The sequence below is a fragment of the Curtobacterium sp. 'Ferrero' genome, assembly GCF_002412165.1.
Taxonomy (GTDB): domain Bacteria; phylum Actinomycetota; class Actinomycetes; order Actinomycetales; family Microbacteriaceae; genus Curtobacterium.
Map to the genome: position 1 here is coordinate 69,205 of NZ_NXIA01000010.1, position 14,102 is coordinate 83,306.

At 73.0% G+C, this 14,102-nt stretch carries 15 protein-coding genes; 11 read left to right on the forward strand and 4 right to left on the reverse strand.

The genetic code is table 11. The features are described from left to right. Positions 1 to 53: 53 nt before the first annotated feature. The 5 genes from Csp2054_RS10365 to Csp2054_RS10385 all read left to right on the forward strand — a co-directional run bounded on the left by Csp2054_RS10365 (position 54) and on the right by Csp2054_RS10385 (position 5,330). Positions 54 to 1,256, forward strand: a complete 1,203-nt coding sequence (locus Csp2054_RS10365) for a peptidoglycan DD-metalloendopeptidase family protein (protein ID WP_096899241.1) — start codon at positions 54 to 56, stop codon at positions 1,254 to 1,256. A gap of 530 nt (positions 1,257 to 1,786) precedes the next feature. Next, positions 1,787 to 2,884: a type I restriction endonuclease gene (locus tag Csp2054_RS10370; RefSeq protein ID WP_096899242.1), complete on the forward strand. Its 1,098-nt coding sequence runs from the start codon at positions 1,787 to 1,789 to the stop codon at positions 2,882 to 2,884. A gap of 39 nt (positions 2,885 to 2,923) precedes the next feature. After that, complete coding sequence (locus tag Csp2054_RS10375; RefSeq protein ID WP_096899243.1) at positions 2,924 to 3,724, forward strand: sulfite exporter TauE/SafE family protein; 801 nt, start codon at positions 2,924 to 2,926, stop codon at positions 3,722 to 3,724. After that, on the forward strand, positions 3,721 to 4,347 hold the full coding sequence (locus Csp2054_RS10380) for a DNA alkylation repair protein (RefSeq protein WP_176491654.1): 627 nt from the start codon (positions 3,721 to 3,723) through the stop codon (positions 4,345 to 4,347). The genes Csp2054_RS10375 and Csp2054_RS10380 overlap by 4 nt, the downstream gene beginning before the upstream one ends. An 83-nt stretch (positions 4,348 to 4,430) precedes the next feature. After that, entirely contained in the window at positions 4,431 to 5,330 is a 900-nt protein-coding gene (locus tag Csp2054_RS10385) for an aminoglycoside phosphotransferase family protein (RefSeq protein WP_255252693.1), read from the forward strand. Positions 5,331 to 5,374: 44 nt separating this feature from the next. Here the strand turns inward: Csp2054_RS10385 and Csp2054_RS10390 are convergent, their stop codons facing one another. Next, a complete protein-coding gene (locus Csp2054_RS10390; RefSeq protein WP_255252694.1) occupies positions 5,375 to 6,211 on the reverse strand; it encodes a polysaccharide deacetylase family protein in 837 nt (278 codons plus the stop codon). Between the two features lie 257 nt (positions 6,212 to 6,468). Between Csp2054_RS10390 and Csp2054_RS10395 the strand changes: the two genes are divergently transcribed. The 5 genes from Csp2054_RS10395 (at position 6,469) to Csp2054_RS10415 (ending at position 10,497) form a co-directional block, all read left to right on the forward strand. Further along, positions 6,469 to 7,662: a zinc-dependent alcohol dehydrogenase gene (locus Csp2054_RS10395; protein ID WP_096899245.1), complete on the forward strand. Its 1,194-nt coding sequence runs from the start codon at positions 6,469 to 6,471 to the stop codon at positions 7,660 to 7,662. A gap of 61 nt (positions 7,663 to 7,723) precedes the next feature. Next, the gene (locus tag Csp2054_RS10400; protein ID WP_096899246.1) at positions 7,724 to 8,776 is read left to right on the forward strand and encodes an NAD-dependent epimerase/dehydratase family protein; all 1,053 of its coding nucleotides are present in this window, start codon (positions 7,724 to 7,726) and stop codon (positions 8,774 to 8,776) included. Positions 8,777 to 9,028: 252 nt separating this feature from the next. Then, entirely contained in the window at positions 9,029 to 9,352 is a 324-nt protein-coding gene (locus Csp2054_RS10405) for an SHOCT domain-containing protein (protein ID WP_096899247.1), read from the forward strand. Between the two features lie 22 nt (positions 9,353 to 9,374). After that, positions 9,375 to 9,824, forward strand: coding sequence for a DUF6314 family protein (locus Csp2054_RS10410; protein WP_096899248.1), 450 nt, complete (start codon positions 9,375 to 9,377; stop codon positions 9,822 to 9,824). Positions 9,825 to 9,828: 4 nt separating this feature from the next. Further along, a complete protein-coding gene (locus tag Csp2054_RS10415) occupies positions 9,829 to 10,497 on the forward strand; it encodes a pentapeptide repeat-containing protein (RefSeq protein WP_096899249.1) in 669 nt (222 codons plus the stop codon). Here the strand turns inward: Csp2054_RS10415 and Csp2054_RS10420 are convergent. Next, positions 10,482 to 11,465: an NAD(P)/FAD-dependent oxidoreductase gene (locus Csp2054_RS10420; RefSeq protein ID WP_096899250.1), complete on the reverse strand. Its 984-nt coding sequence runs from the start codon at positions 11,463 to 11,465 to the stop codon at positions 10,482 to 10,484. The genes Csp2054_RS10415 and Csp2054_RS10420 overlap by 16 nt on opposite strands. Before the next feature lie 66 nt (positions 11,466 to 11,531). Between Csp2054_RS10420 and Csp2054_RS10425 the strand changes: the two genes are divergently transcribed. Beyond that, the gene (locus Csp2054_RS10425) at positions 11,532 to 12,158 is read left to right on the forward strand and encodes a helix-turn-helix domain-containing protein (protein WP_096899251.1); all 627 of its coding nucleotides are present in this window, start codon (positions 11,532 to 11,534) and stop codon (positions 12,156 to 12,158) included. On the opposite strand, the gene Csp2054_RS10430 is transcribed toward Csp2054_RS10425, so the two are convergent. Together Csp2054_RS10430 and Csp2054_RS10435 are read right to left on the reverse strand one after the other, a co-directional pair. Further along, positions 12,155 to 12,865 carry a hypothetical protein gene (locus Csp2054_RS10430; protein WP_096899252.1) on the reverse strand — a complete coding sequence of 237 codons (711 nt, stop codon included), beginning with the start codon at positions 12,863 to 12,865 and terminating at the stop codon, positions 12,155 to 12,157. The two genes, Csp2054_RS10425 and Csp2054_RS10430, sit on opposite strands and share 4 nt — an antisense overlap. Positions 12,866 to 13,096: 231 nt before the next feature. Continuing rightward, a complete protein-coding gene (locus tag Csp2054_RS10435; protein ID WP_096899296.1) occupies positions 13,097 to 14,080 on the reverse strand; it encodes a LacI family DNA-binding transcriptional regulator in 984 nt (327 codons plus the stop codon). Between the last annotated feature and the right edge of the window lie 22 nt (positions 14,081 to 14,102).

The following is a 14,102-nucleotide window of genomic DNA, read 5'->3' on the forward strand; positions in this document are numbered from 1 at the left end:
CGCGCCAGCGAACGGTCGCGCAGGGGCTCGACCGGATCCAGATCAGGGGTTCCATGACCAGCACACCGTCCTCCGTCGCGCGCGCCCGCCGACTCCCACGACTCCGCCTGACCGCGGCGCTCGTGGCAGTCGCCGTCGCCGCCGCCGGTGCCGTCGGGCTCGCCGAGCCCGCTTCCGCCTCCGTCGTCTACAAGGGTTCGGTGCCGGCGGGCACCACGCTGCAGCCCGGCGACTCCGTGACCTCACCGAACGGGCAGTTCCGGCTGATCCTGCAGGGCGACGGCAATCTCGTCGAGTACGGGGTCGGAAACGTGGTCCTCTGGGCGTCGGGCACCTCGAACCAGCCGGGCGCCGTCCTCACCATCGGGCGGAACCGGGCCGTCGACCTGCTCCGGGGCGGCAAGCGCATCGTGCGCTGGGCCTCCGCCGGCACGACGCAGTCGACGTCCTTCGCCGTCCGTGCCGACGGGACGATGGGGCTCTACGCCGGCAAGACCGCGATCGTGAACTGGACGAGCCAGCAGGGCACCGTCCCCGCCGGCAACACCATCTTCTCCGGCACAGTCCTCAGCTCGGACACGAGCGGCGCGCGTCGACTTACGATGCAGACCGACGGCAACCTCGTCCAGACGATCAACCGCAAGGTCGTGTGGCAGTCGGGCACGGGCGGCCACGCGGGTGCGTGGGCCGAACTGCGCAAGGACGGCAACTTCGCCGTCGTCGGACGGAACGCGACCGGCGCGAAGGTGACGCTCTGGAACTCGAGGACCGGGCGGGCCGGTGCGGGCTCGCTCATGGTGCAGGTCGACGGCAACGTCGTGCTCTACGGCGCCTCCGACACCCGTGTGTGGTCGACGAAACCCGTCACCGGGCTGCTGTGGCCGGTCGCCAGCACGAAGATCTCCGGCCGCTACGGCGACGACCGCGGTGCCGGACACGTGCCGCGGTACCACCAGGGAGCGGACGCTCCGGTGGCGGTCGGGACGCCCGTGTACGCCTCCGGGACCGGGACGGTCACGAGCACGGTGGCGAACAACGCCTCGTACGGCAACTACATCGTCGTGACGTACGGCAACGTGACGGTCCTGACGGCGCACCTCAGCAAGATCGAGGTCAAGCAGGGGCAGATCGTGTCCGTGCGGTCGGAGATCGGGAAGTCCGGCAACACCGGGCAGTCGACGGGGCCGCACGTGCACGTCGAGACCCGACGTGCGGGCACGCTCTTCGACCCGCTGACGGCGCTGCACTTCCGCTGACGCCGGGTCGTCGTCCGACCGGTCCGCCGGAACGGCCCGCACGCGTGCTGCGTGCGGGCCGCCCGTCTCAGTCCCTCCGCCAGACGTCGAGCAGGAGCCTGACGACGGCCACGAGCAAGCTCGCGACCCCCAGCCAGGACACCCGACGCCTGGGCTCGGACCCGTTGTCGTTCGACATCGAGACCACCTCCGGTGTCAGCGCCGGCGGACACGAGGAGCGGTGGTGCCGAGGGTGCGTCCGTGACCGGGGTCACGTATGCTGGCTCCGAGCGTTCCGCTCGGGACGTACGCGGTCCCTCTGCACTCCACTCGGAGAGCAACTCGAAGCCCATCACCGTTGCTGCGGTGGTGGGCTTCATCCTTGCCCGGGACGGTCGTCCGGCGAACCGCCGCCCCGCCCAACAGCCTAGGGCGTTGATGTGTGATGTTCCACGTGCGCTAGATTGGCCGCTGCCCGCGAAGTGGGGGCGCAAGTGATCGCAATGATGACGGGTCGTCAACTAGCGTGGTGGTGATCCAGGGGAGGAACGATGGAGTTCGAAGAGCGTCTCGCGGCGCTGGCGACGAAGGTGCAGAACCAGCGTGACGCAATCCAGACCGAGGAAGCGACGAAGAACGCGTTCGTGATGCCGTTCATCTCGACGATCCTCGGCTACGACGTGTTCAACCCGCTCGAGGTCGTACCGGAGTTCACGGCCGACGTCGGGGTGAAACGTGGCGAGAAGGTCGACTACGCGATCATGCGCGACGGCGAGGTGCAGATCCTCATCGAGTGCAAGAAGTCGTCGGGCCAGCTGACGGTCGAGAACGCGGCGCAGTTGTTCCGCTACTTCTCGGTCACGAACGCACGCATCGCGGTTCTGACGAACGGCGAGGTCTACAACTTCTACACGGACCTCGATGCGCCGAACAAGATGGACGACCGGCCGTTCCTCGTCCTCGACCTCGCCGACATCGACGAGACTCTGCTTCCGGAACTCCGCAAGCTGACGAAGGACGTCTTCGACCTCGACTCGGTCATCAGTGCTGCCGAGGAACTCAAGTACGTGGGCGCCATCAAGCGGGCGATCGCCGCGCAGTTCCGCGAGCCGGAGGAGGACTTCGTCCGTCTCTTCGCGTCGCGCGTCTACGACGGTCGCTTCACCCAGGAGGCGCGGACCCAGTTCACGACGCTCGTCGCGAAGGCGTCGAAGCAGTTCCTGAACGAGCAGGTGAACGACCGGCTGAAGACGGCGCTCGGCGCGTCCTACAGTGCGCCGGTCGGCGCGGAATCGCCCGCCGAAGCCGTGACGAGTGCACCGGTCGCGGAAGGCGATCTCGACCGCGACACCGAGATCGAGACCACGCTCGAGGAGCTCGAGGGGTACCAGATCGTCAAGGCCATCGCCTGCAGCGAGGTCAAGCCGGACCGCATCGCGCACCGTGACCAGAAGTCGTACTTCGCGGTGTTGCTCGACGACAACAACCGGAAGCCCATCGCCCGGCTCTGGTTCAACGGCAAGAAGCAGAAGTACCTCGGTCTCTTCGACGAGAACAAGGTCGAGACGAAGCACCCGATCGACGCGCTCGACGACATCTACCTGCACGCCAACGCCATCCGAGAGGCGGTGGCACGGTTGGCCTCCTGACGGTGGGTCCCCTCGCCGCTCGAGCCGTAGGCTGGGACGATGCCGCGGACCTTCGCCCTCGTCGCGATCGGCGTCGTCGCCGGGCTCCTCTCCGGGCTGTTCGGCGTCGGCGGCGGGGTCGTGGTCGTCCCGGCGCTCATGGCGTTCGCGCACATGGACCAGCGCCGAGCATCTGCGACCTCGCTCGTGGCCATCGCACCCGCGGCGGTCGTCGGAGCGGCGACGTACGCCGTGCAGGGCGAGGTGCACTGGCTCGCGGCGCTGACCCTCGCGGTCGGCAGCGTCGTCGGCGCCCCGATCGGCGCCCGACTGCTCCGGACGATCCCACTGCGGGTCCTCCCGTGGATCTTCGTGGGCTTCATCGTCGTCGTGCTCGTGTCGCTGTTCACGTCGGTGCCCACCCGCGGCGGGGACGTGCGCTTCGGGGTGGTCGAGGCGGCGGTGCTGCTCGTGCTCGGCCTGCTCTCGGGCGTGCTCTCCGGACTGGTCGGGGTCGGTGGCGGGGTGGTGATCGTGCCCGGTCTGGAGGTCGCGCTCGGCGCCGGGGACCTGCTCGCGAAGGGCACCTCCCTGTTGACGATGGTCCCGACGACAATCTCGGGCACCGTCGCGAACCTCCGACGTCGCGCGGTGGACCTGCGCGTCGGGCTCACGGTCGGCATCACAGCGGCGGTGTGCTCACCGGTCGGCGCGGGCATCGCGCGGCTCGTCGACCCGCGGGTCGGCACGTGGATGTTCGCGGCGTTCCTGGTGGTCGTCGCGGTGCTCGTGCTGCGGCGCGGAGCGCGCACCCGCCGGGACCGGCCCACCCCGGTCGGGACGGACGGGGAGACCGCGTGACGGGCCTCCAGGCCGAGGACGTGCTCGCCGCACTCGCCCGCACAACCGGCGACGTCGCCTCCGCCCGCCGCGTGGCGCGGCGCTTCGCCGCCCTCGACGAGGGCGAGCGGTCGGCGCTGCTCTGGAGCGAGGACCCCGGCGCCCGGCTGGTCGCGGTGCTGCTGCTCGTGCAGGCGATGCGCGATTCGCCCGACGAGGAGCTGACCGAGGAGTACCTCGCGGCGGCGAAGGCGGAGCGGTTCGACGACCCGGTGCTCGTCGACCTCGCGGCCGAGGAACTGGTCGGTGCACCGCTGGTCCGCGGGGCGTCGACGGGTCACCTCTTCGCGCTGGCGAAGTCGGACGTCGCGACCGTGCGGCGGATCGCCGTGGTCGCGCCCCTCGCGTTCGTGAAGCAGGGCGACGCCGAGGTCGCGCTCGGGATCGCGGGCCGGCTGGTCCGGGAGCGCGGGGACACGGTGCAGTCCGCGATCGGACGGGTCCTCCGCGAGGTCGGCAAGCGGGCGTCCGAGCCGGCGCTGATCGACTTCCTGGAGCGGCAGGGTCGGTTCCTGTCGCCCGCTGCGCGCGCGACGGCGACGGAACACCTGCCGCCCGCCGAACGGGACCGCCTGCGCGGGTGACGGACGGGAGGCGCGGCTCGCCTCCGCCGCGTCCGTTCCGCCCGACGCTGGTGCGGTCGAGGGCCACGGCCTAGCCTGTCCGGGTGTCCTCCGACGTGCACGCCGACGTGCCCCGCATCGACGCGGGCCTCGTGCGCCGGCTGGTCCGCGAGCAGTTCCCGGCGTGGGCGCAGCTGCCGGTCCGGGAGGTCGCGCACCAGGGGTGGGACAACCGGACGTTCCGCCTCGGCGACGACCTGAGCGTCCGGCTGCCGAGCGCCGCGGGGTACGTCCCCGCGGTCGAGAAGGAGCAGCGGGCGCTCCCCGTGCTCGCGGCCGCGCTCGACGTGCCGGTGCCGGAGCCGGTCGCCCTCGGGGCTCCGGGAGCCGGCTACCCCTTCCCGTGGTCGGTCCGCCGGTGGCTGCCCGGCCGGGTCGTCGCCGCCCTGCCCGATGTCGACCGCTCGGCCCTGGCGGCCGACGTCGCGGCGGTGCTGCGGCAGCTCCGGGCGGTCCCGACCGACGGCGGACCCGCCGCCGGGGCGCACTCGTTCCACCGCGGCGAACACCCCTCCCACTACGCGTCGGAGGTGGTCGCTGCCCTCGACACCCTCAGGACGGCGGTCGACCGTGACGCGTGCGAGGCCGTCTGGCGGGCCGCCGAGGCGAGCCGGTGGGAGGGCCCGCCGGTGTGGTTCCACGGCGACGTCGCGCCCGGGAACCTGCTCGTCGACGACCGTGGACGGCTCAGCGCGCTCATCGACTTCGGCACGTGCGGGGTCGGCGACCCGGCGTGCGACCTCGTGTTCGCGTGGACGTCCCTCGACGTGCCGGCGCGTCGGGTCCTCCGCGACGCGGTCGGGTCGGACGACGGGACGTGGGCGCGGGCCCGTGCCTGGGCGCTGTGGAAGGCGCTCATCATGCTCGCGGGGAGCGCCGGCCCCGGCGACCGCACCGAGCACGAGGCCGTCCTGCGGGCCGTGCTCGCCGACCCCGTGGCGTGACCGGCCCGACGTGACGGACCGGGTCACGGGACGACGGCGGTCGGTCAGCGCAGGAAGACGTCGTCGAGCGTGTAGGTGCCGAGCCGGCGCTCCCGGAGCAGACGACCGAGTCGGGGGAGCGCGCCGATCGTCCCGGGGTGGTTCGCGTGGCCGATCACGATGCGGCCCGCGGTGAACCACTGGTCGGCGAACCCGACGATCTGCCCGGCGTCGATGTCGCCCGAGTCCGCGAGCGTGCCGTACCAGAGCAGCGGGGTGGTGTAGCCGACACGGGCGGCAGCGGCGTCGACCCGAGCGTCGTGGTAACCGTACGGCGGACGGAAGTACGGACGCGCGTCGACACCGAACGTGCGCTGGATGAAGTCGTGGTTCCGCATGAGCTCGTCCTCGATCGCCTGGTCGGAGAGCTTCGTGAGGGCCGGGTGGTCCCAGGTGTGGTTGCCGATCTGCACCTGGCCCGACTCGACCAGCGGTCGGAGCACGTCGGCGTGCTCGGTCCACGACGGCCGGACGCCGTTGACGAAGAACGTCAGACGGGTGCCGGTCTCGGCCGCGAACGCCGCGTACGCCGCCACCACGGCCGGGGACGCCCCGTCGTCGACCGTCCACGCGATGCCCGGGGTGCCCGTCGGAAGCGCCGTGACGGTTCCCGCCGGGAGCGGGCGTCGGGTCACCGCGGCTCGTGTCCACGTCGGCGTCGGGGTCGGCGCAGCCGTCGCCGTCGCGCTCGGCGTCCGTGTGGGGGTGCGGTCCGTCGACGGGGACGCGGAGGGGTCCGCCTGCCGTCGTGCGCCGTCAGGTGCACAGGCGGCGAGTGCCCCGGCAGCGAGGAGCGCTCCCGCTCTGGCGAGGAGCGTGCGGCGGGTCGTGCGTGCGTCCATCGGGGACAGCATCCGGTCCGGTGCGGTCGGCGCGCATCGCCGCGGCGGACGATCCGGGTGGTCGGTCGGCCACGAACGGGTCGCCGATCGGCCGGAGGCCGAGCCGCGGCCGGGCGTCCGGCCGGCGGCGGACGGCGCGGCCGGTGCCGCGTCGAGCGGATCACGCTGGGAAGCCGCCACGGGGCGGACGGGTACCGACGTGGGGAGACGAGCCGTGCCTCCCGGCCGGCCCGGAACGACCACGAGAGGAACGCGACGTGCGCGCACTCACCTGGCAGGGCACCGAGAAGGTGTCCGTCGAGACCGTCCCCGACCCGACCATCCAGGAGCCGACCGACGCGATCGTGCGGATCACCTCCACGGCGATCTGCGGGTCCGACCTGCACCTGTACCGGGTGCTCGGCCCGTTCATCGACCGGGGCGACGTCCTCGGCCACGAGCCGATGGGCATCGTCGAGGAGGTCGGCTCCGGCGTCACGAACCTGCGGGTCGGCGACCGTGTGGTCATCCCGTTCAACATCTCGTGCGGGCACTGCTTCATGTGTCGCAACGGCCTGCAGTCCCAGTGCGAGACGACCCAGGTGACCGAGTACGGCACCGGCGCCTCGCTCTTCGGGTACACGAAGATGTACGGCCAGGTCCCCGGTGGGCAGGCCGAGTACCTCCGCGTGCCGCACGCCGACTACGGGCCGATCGTCGTCCCGGACGACGGCACCCCCGACGACCGCTGGCTGTTCCTGAGCGACATCCTCCCCACGGCGTGGCAGGCCGTGCAGTACGCCGACGTGCCGGAGGGCGGGACGCTCGCGGTGCTCGGCCTCGGCCCGGTCGGGCAGTTCGCCGCCCGGATCGGCCGGCACCTCGGGTACCGGGTGCTCGCCGTCGACCCCGAGCAGGTCCGGCGTGATCTCGGCGCGGCCCACGGCACGGAGGTGTTCGACCTGTCCGACGACCTCGTGCCGCAGCTGGTCGACCTGACCGACGGCCGCGGACCCGACGGGGTCGTGGACGCGGTCGGCATGGAGGCGCACGGCAACCCGGTCGCCGGATTCGCGCAGCGCGCCGCCGGACTGCTGCCCGACGGGCTCGCACAGAAGGCGATCGAGACCGCCGGGGTCGACCGGCTCGCGGCCGTGCACACCGCCATCGACCTCGTCCGCCGGGGCGGCACGGTGTCGCTCAGCGGCGTGTACGGCGGGATGGCCGACCCGATGCCGATGATGACCCTGTTCGACAAGCAGATCACCGTCCGTGAGGGGCAGTGCAACGTGAAGCGCTGGATCGACGACATCATGCCGCTCGTGTCCGACCCGTCGGACCCGCTCGGCACCCTCGACCTGACGTCGCACCGGGTGTCGCTCGAGGACGCCCCGCGCATGTACGAGGTCTTCCAGAAGAAGGAGGACGACTGCGTCAAGGTCGTCCTCGACCCGACCCTGAGCCCGGCGTGATGCGGGGGCTGAGCGTGCCGGGCGGACCGTGCCGGGCCGGCCGGACGATCGGGGCGCGCTGATGCGGATCGTGGTCGTCGGCGCGACCGGCAACGTCGGCACCGCGCTGCTGCGGCGGCTCGCTGCCGCACGCCTGGCCGGCGAGGGCCGCGCCGGCGAGGGGCTCGAGGTCGTCGGGGTCGCGCGTCGGCTCCCGGACGCCCGGGTGGCCCCGTACGACGTCGCGACCTGGCATGCGATCGACGTCGGGGACCCGTCCGCGGTCGCCGAGCTGCGGGCCGTCCTGCACGGCGCGGACGCCGTGGTCCACCTCGCCTGGGCCTTGCAGCCGACGCACGACATCCCCGCGCAGCGGCGCACCGACGTCGACGGACAGGCGCACGTGCTCGAGGCGGCCGTCGGTGCCGGTGTGCCGCACGTGGTCGTCGCATCCTCCGTGGGGGCCTACCGCCCGGTGACGCCGGACGGCAAGCGCACCCCGGTGGACGAGACGTGGCCGGCGACCGGCATCCCGACCGCGACGTACTCGCGCCACAAGGCCGAGGACGAGACCGCGCTCGACGCGTTCGAGGCCGCGCACCCCCACCTCACCGTGACCCGCCTCCGGCCGGGACTCGTCTTCCAGCGGGGTGCCGCCGCAGAGCTCCGGGGGCTGTTCCTCGGGCACCTCGTGCCGATGCGGATCGTGCGGTGGGTGCGCTGGGCGGTCCTGCCCCTGCCGTACCCGTTCGTGTTCCAGGCCGTGCACGCCGACGACCTCGCCGACGCGTACTGGCGGGTCGTCGACCAGCGGGCCGGCGGAGCGTTCAACGTCGCCGCGTCCCCGGTGCTCACGCCGCCCCGGATCGCCCGGGTGCTCGGCATGCGTGGCGCGGTGCGGATCCCGCTGCGTCTACTGCGCTCGGTCGTGACGCTGACGTGGCGGCTCCGGCTGCAGCCGACGGACGCGGGGTGGATCGACATCGCCGCGGGCGTGCCGGTCATGCGGACGGACCGTGCCCGGTCCGTGCTCGGGTGGGAGGCCCGGCACACTGCCGAGGAGGCGCTCGGCGAGCTCGTGGCCGGGTTCGCCGACGGTGCGAGCGTCCCGGCGTCGGGGCCGCTGCGCGGGTGAGGCGGGGAGGCGGTCGGGCGCGGCGTTGCGGGCCGTTCCGCTCGTGGTCGGCCGTTCCGCTCGTGATGAGCCGATTCGCTCGTGGGGAGCCGTTCCTTCCGGCTCCCCACGAGCGGATCGGCTTCGTACTGCAGGCGTGATGGGAAGGACCGACCCTCGCCGGACTGGGCTCCGAGCGGCGTTCCCGTCGCCGGGCGCCACCGGGACGCACGCAGACGGTACGATCAGCGCGTCCGACGAAGGGGGACGACCGTGTTCGGAGATCTGTGGGGTGGCGACGGCGGACTGTTCGTCGGCGCGTTCGGAGCGTTGTTCGGCATCGCGAGCGTGGTGGTCGGCCTCGGGTTCGTGGCCGTCATCGTGACGGTCGTGGTCCGCAGCAGCCGGATGGCGAAGCGGGGGCAGAACCCGTTCACGCTGCAGGAGGACCTCGCCCACCAGGCGATGCAGAGCCAGGCGTTCGCGCCCGCGACGTCGCTCGAACAGCGGCTCGCTGAGCTCGACGACCTCCACGCCCGTGGTGTCATCTCCGACGACGAGCACCGGGCCGCCCGGGCGGACGCCCTCGGCGGGTGAGCCCCCGCCGTAGGGTGGACGGGTGCTGGAGCCGACGGACCTCCTCGGGGAGTGGGAACTGCGGCGGACCGTGGTCGACCGCCGCGCCGGCGCCGCGGGCACCGTCACCGGCAGCACGACCCTGACCGCGACCGACGCGCACGAGGTCCGCTGGGACGAGTCCGGCACGATGACCCTCGACGGCCGCACCGTGCCGGTCTCGCGGACGCTGTTCGTCCGCAGGACCCGGGCAGGAGGTGACGCAGCCCGCACCGCGGCCGACCACGCCTGGACGGTGCACTTCTCCGACGGCCGCGTGTTCCACCCCTGGGTCTGGGGGAGCGCGGTGGCGCACGCCTGCTCGCCCGACGACTACACCGGCGTGCTCGACGGCGACACCGCGCTCTGGACGGTCCGGTGGGACGCCGTCGGCCCCGCGAAGGACTACACCCTCACGAGCGAGCTCCGACGTCGGACCCGCGCGGCAGACTGAACGCATGGCCCGCAGAACCGACGGCACCGACGCCCCACGCACCTCCATCACCGAGCCGGGCGACCTCGAGCCGTGGGCGCCCGGACCCGGTGACGTCCTGTCGGGCGACCGGATCGAGGGCAAGCACATCGCGGTGCTCGACCTCGCAGGGGAGCGCGTGCCCGACCTCGAGCTGGAGGAGTCCGTCGTCGAGGTCCTCCGCGCCGGGGACGCCGACCTCCGCGGCCTCCGTGCCCGCGACGCCGTGGTCGAGGAACTCGACGCCCCGGTCCTCCGCGCGTCGAGCAGCACCTGGCGGACGGTCCGGCTGTCGGGCGGCCGCGTGGGATCCGCCGAACTGTACGACTCCGCGATGGACGGGGTCGAGTTCGTCGGCATGAAGCTCGGGTTCGTGAACCTCCGCGGAGCGACCCTCACCGACGTCGTGTTCCGCGACTGCGTCGTCGACGAGCTCGACCTCGCCGACGCGAAGCTGCTCCGGGTCGCGTTCCCCGGCACGCGGATCCGGGCGGTCGAGGGGACGAACACCCGCATCGAGCACGTCGACCTGCGCGACGCCGACCTCGACCGGACGGAACGGCTCGAGGGCCTCCGTGGCGCGACCATCGGCACGGACCAGCTGTACACGCTGGCGCCGCTGCTCGCGACCCAGGCCGGCTACCGCGTGGGCTGAGGCGTCGCCGCCGCGCCGACCGCCGCCACCAGTTCCGCCTGCACGAGGTCCCCGTGCACCGCTGCACCGACCGCCGTCCCGGCAGCAGCCGACGCGATCACCGTCGCCATCGGTGCGGTCACGTTCCCGGCCGCGTACACGCCCCGGACCGCCGTCTGACCGACGCCGTCGACCGTCAGCGCACTCCCGTACCGGTGGTCGCCCACCACGAAGTCGGAGGCCGCCAGACCGATCCCGGCGAGGAAGTCCACGCGCGCCTCGGTCGTGCTCGCCGCCGCGAGCGCGTCGAGCGCGACGAAGTCGCCGGAACCCAGGGTCACGCCGGTCAGCCGATCGCCATCGGCATGCACCGCCGCCATCAGATCGTGCACGACCTTGATGCCGCGTGCACGGAGACCGGCCAGGGTGGTGTCATCGAGCAGGGACGGATCGGTGACGAACGCCGTCACGTCGTCGCTCAGGGCCCGGAACATCAGGGCGTGGTGCGCGCCGTTCGGCGTCGACACGAGCACGCCGATCCGCTGGTCGCGGACCTCCCACCCGTGGCAGAACGGGCAGTGCACGACGCCGCGGCCCCACTGTTCGGCGAGGCCCGGTACGTCCGGCAGGACGTCCACGGCGCCGGAGGCGACGACCACCCTGCGGGTCGTGACGACCGCGCCGGACTCGAGCGTGACCGAGAAGGCGACCGGATCCGCGGCGTCCCCCTCCGTGGCGGACGCCGCCACGACCCTCCCGGCCGTCACGTCGACGCCGTAGCGGTCGACCTCGGCGCGACCGAGGCGGTACAGCTCGCCAGGTGACGTGCCCTCCTGGCCGAGGAAGTTGTGGACGCCCTGCGCCGAGGCGTTGCGCGCCTCGCCGGAGTCGACGACGAGCACGGAGCGCCGTGACCGTCCGAGGATGAGTGCGGCCGACAGGCCTGCGGCGGAGCCGCCGATGACGACGACGTCGAAGTGATCTGGCATGTCCGCAGCCTCGCCGCCTGGGGGCGCTGCTGGCAACAACGCTTGCCGGAGTGGCAACATGGCGGTGTGGCACACGACCAGGAGGCGCAGCTCGCCGCGCGGACGACGGCTGAGGTCGTCGAGGGGGTCGGCCCACGACTGCGCGCGCTGCGCGGACGCCGCGACGTCACGCTGGCGGCGCTCGCCGCCGAGACCGGGATCTCGGTGTCGACGCTGTCGCGGCTCGAGTCCGGGCGGCGCAAGCCGACGCTCGAGCTGCTCCTGCCGCTCGCGCGAACCTACCGTGTGCCGCTCGACGACCTCGTGGGAGCACCACGGACCGGCGACCCGCGCGTGCACCTGCGGCCGGAACTCCACGGCGGTCGGGTCGTCGTGCCCCTCACCCGGCGAGCGGGTGGTGTCCGCGCGTTCAAGCAGCTCATCCCGCCGGGTCCGTCGACCACCGACCGGAGCCTGAAGACCCACGAGGGCTACGAGTGGCTCTACGTCCTGTCCGGCCGTGTGCTCCTGCTGCTCGGCGAGCGGCAGTTCGACCTCGGTCCCGGCGAGGTCGTCGAGTTCGACACGCACACGCCGCACTGGGTGGGCAACGTCTCCGACGAGGCGGCCGAGGTGCTGTGCCTGTACGGGCCGCAGGGCGAGCGGGCACATGTCCGCTCGCGCCCCGCCGGGCGGCCGGCTCCGGTCGACTAGAAGACGTGCGCGATGACGTCGTCGAGCAGACCGGACGTCGGGATGTTCGCCTGCTGGATGTGGATGCCGACGTCGCCGCGGGTGGAGTAGGTGTCGCCGTCCGTGACCGGGTACTGGCTGTCCTGTGAGATCCGCTGGCACCGGTAACCGTAGCCGTCGTGTGCGCAGTCGTACCCGTCCAGTGCGCTCTGCAGGTGCGCGTACGTCTTCGTGGAGTCGACGACGGCGACGCGGATCGACAGGAACGTGATGTCGGCGCGGGGGTCACGCCAGACGCAGTACAGGCTCGTGCCGTCGGGCTGCAGCACCGGCGTCAGGGCGTCCTTCGGCACCTCGACCGGGTCACCGACGACGGTCGGGTCGTTGAGCGGCATCGCGGCGAACGAGTCGTCCCACCTGCCGGCGGTGATGAGCCCGGTGCACGTGTCGGGCAGGTGCCCGCGGTCGTCGTCGACCCCGGGGACCGGGGTGATCGTCGAGGTCGGCCGGGGTGACGTCGTGCCGGTGCCGGTCCCTCCGGTGCCCGTCGCGCCGCTGCCGGACCCTTCGCTGCCGGTCGTCGTCGCCGAGGCCGAGCCGGACGGCGGGGCGGCGGTCGGGTCGGCTGCGGTGACCGGAGCGCACCCCGCCAGCGCGACCGCCGCGAGCAGTGCGGCCCCGGCGCTCGCGGCGAGCGCCGTACCGTGGAAGTCCTTCGTCGGTGCCATGCGTCCCCCCGGAATCGTGCGTGTCGTGCACGCTAGTCCGCGCTCGGCCGGCGCATCCGCAGGGCGCTGGGATCGTCACCGGATCGTGTCCGGACGACGCCCCTCGCCCGTGCGCCCCGGCCGGCAGTCCCCCCGGTGCGTCCCGGCCGGCGGTTCCCCGCCCGGTGTGTCCCGGCTGGCGGTTCCTCCCCGGTGGACCCCGGCCGGTGCTTCCGTCCGGGCAGGTTCCGGTCAGTCGCGCCAGACCACCCGGGGCGCGAGCAGCCGGTGCCCCGTGGACGACGGCAGGACCGAGCGGCCGGAGCCCATCAGCAGTTCGACGGCAGCCGACGCCGCCGCGGCCAGTGGCTGTTCGACGCTCGAGATCCCGACGGCCTCGGCGACGGGGGTGTCGTCGTAGCCCACCAGGGTCACGTCGTCGCCGAGCGCGAACCGGGCCCCGAGCGCGAGGGTGTCCGACGCGCACACGACCGCGTCGAAGCGCGCCCCGGCGGCCACCGCGTCCGTGACGGCACGGGTCGCCGCGGTGACGTCGTCCTCGCTCGAGAGCCCCACGCCCTCCAGCCCGGCTGCCGCGAGGGCCTCGGCCCAGCCGGTCCGGCGCTCGTCACCGGAGCCGGACGGGCTCGGCCAGCCGAGGAACCCGATGCGCCGGTGCCCGCGCGCCACGAGCCCCGTCGTCGCGTCGCGGAGCCCGGCCCGCCCGTCGACGTCCACCCAGGGGTGTGGGGCGTGGTCCATGTCGTCCAGGCCCCAGGGTCGACCGAACGTCACGAACGGGACGGCCGACTCGACCAGCCAGGACGCCCGCGGATCACCGTGCGCCGTCGAGGTGAGGACGAAGCCGTCGACGTCCGACCCCTCGACCAGGCGCTCCATGTGCGTGAGCTCGTCGTCGACGTCGGTGGCGGTGAAGAGCAGGATCCGCATGCCGCGCTCGTCCGCGCTCTCGACCAGGGCGTGCAGGAACCGGTCGAGCACGGCGCCGGAGATGCCGTGCACGGGCGGGAGCCGCACCCCGAGGGTCGAGCTCTGCCGGGTGCGGAGTCGTCGCGCGGAGGCGTGGGGACGGTACCCGAGGTCCTGGATGGCGGCCTGCACCCGGGTCAGCGTCGCGGGACGGACGATCTCGGGCCGGTTCAGCGCGTTCGACACCGTCTGTCGGGACACGCCGGCGGCCGCAGCGACGTCGGCGACGGTGGCGGGAGTGGACACGCTCTTCACGCTAGCGCCTCCC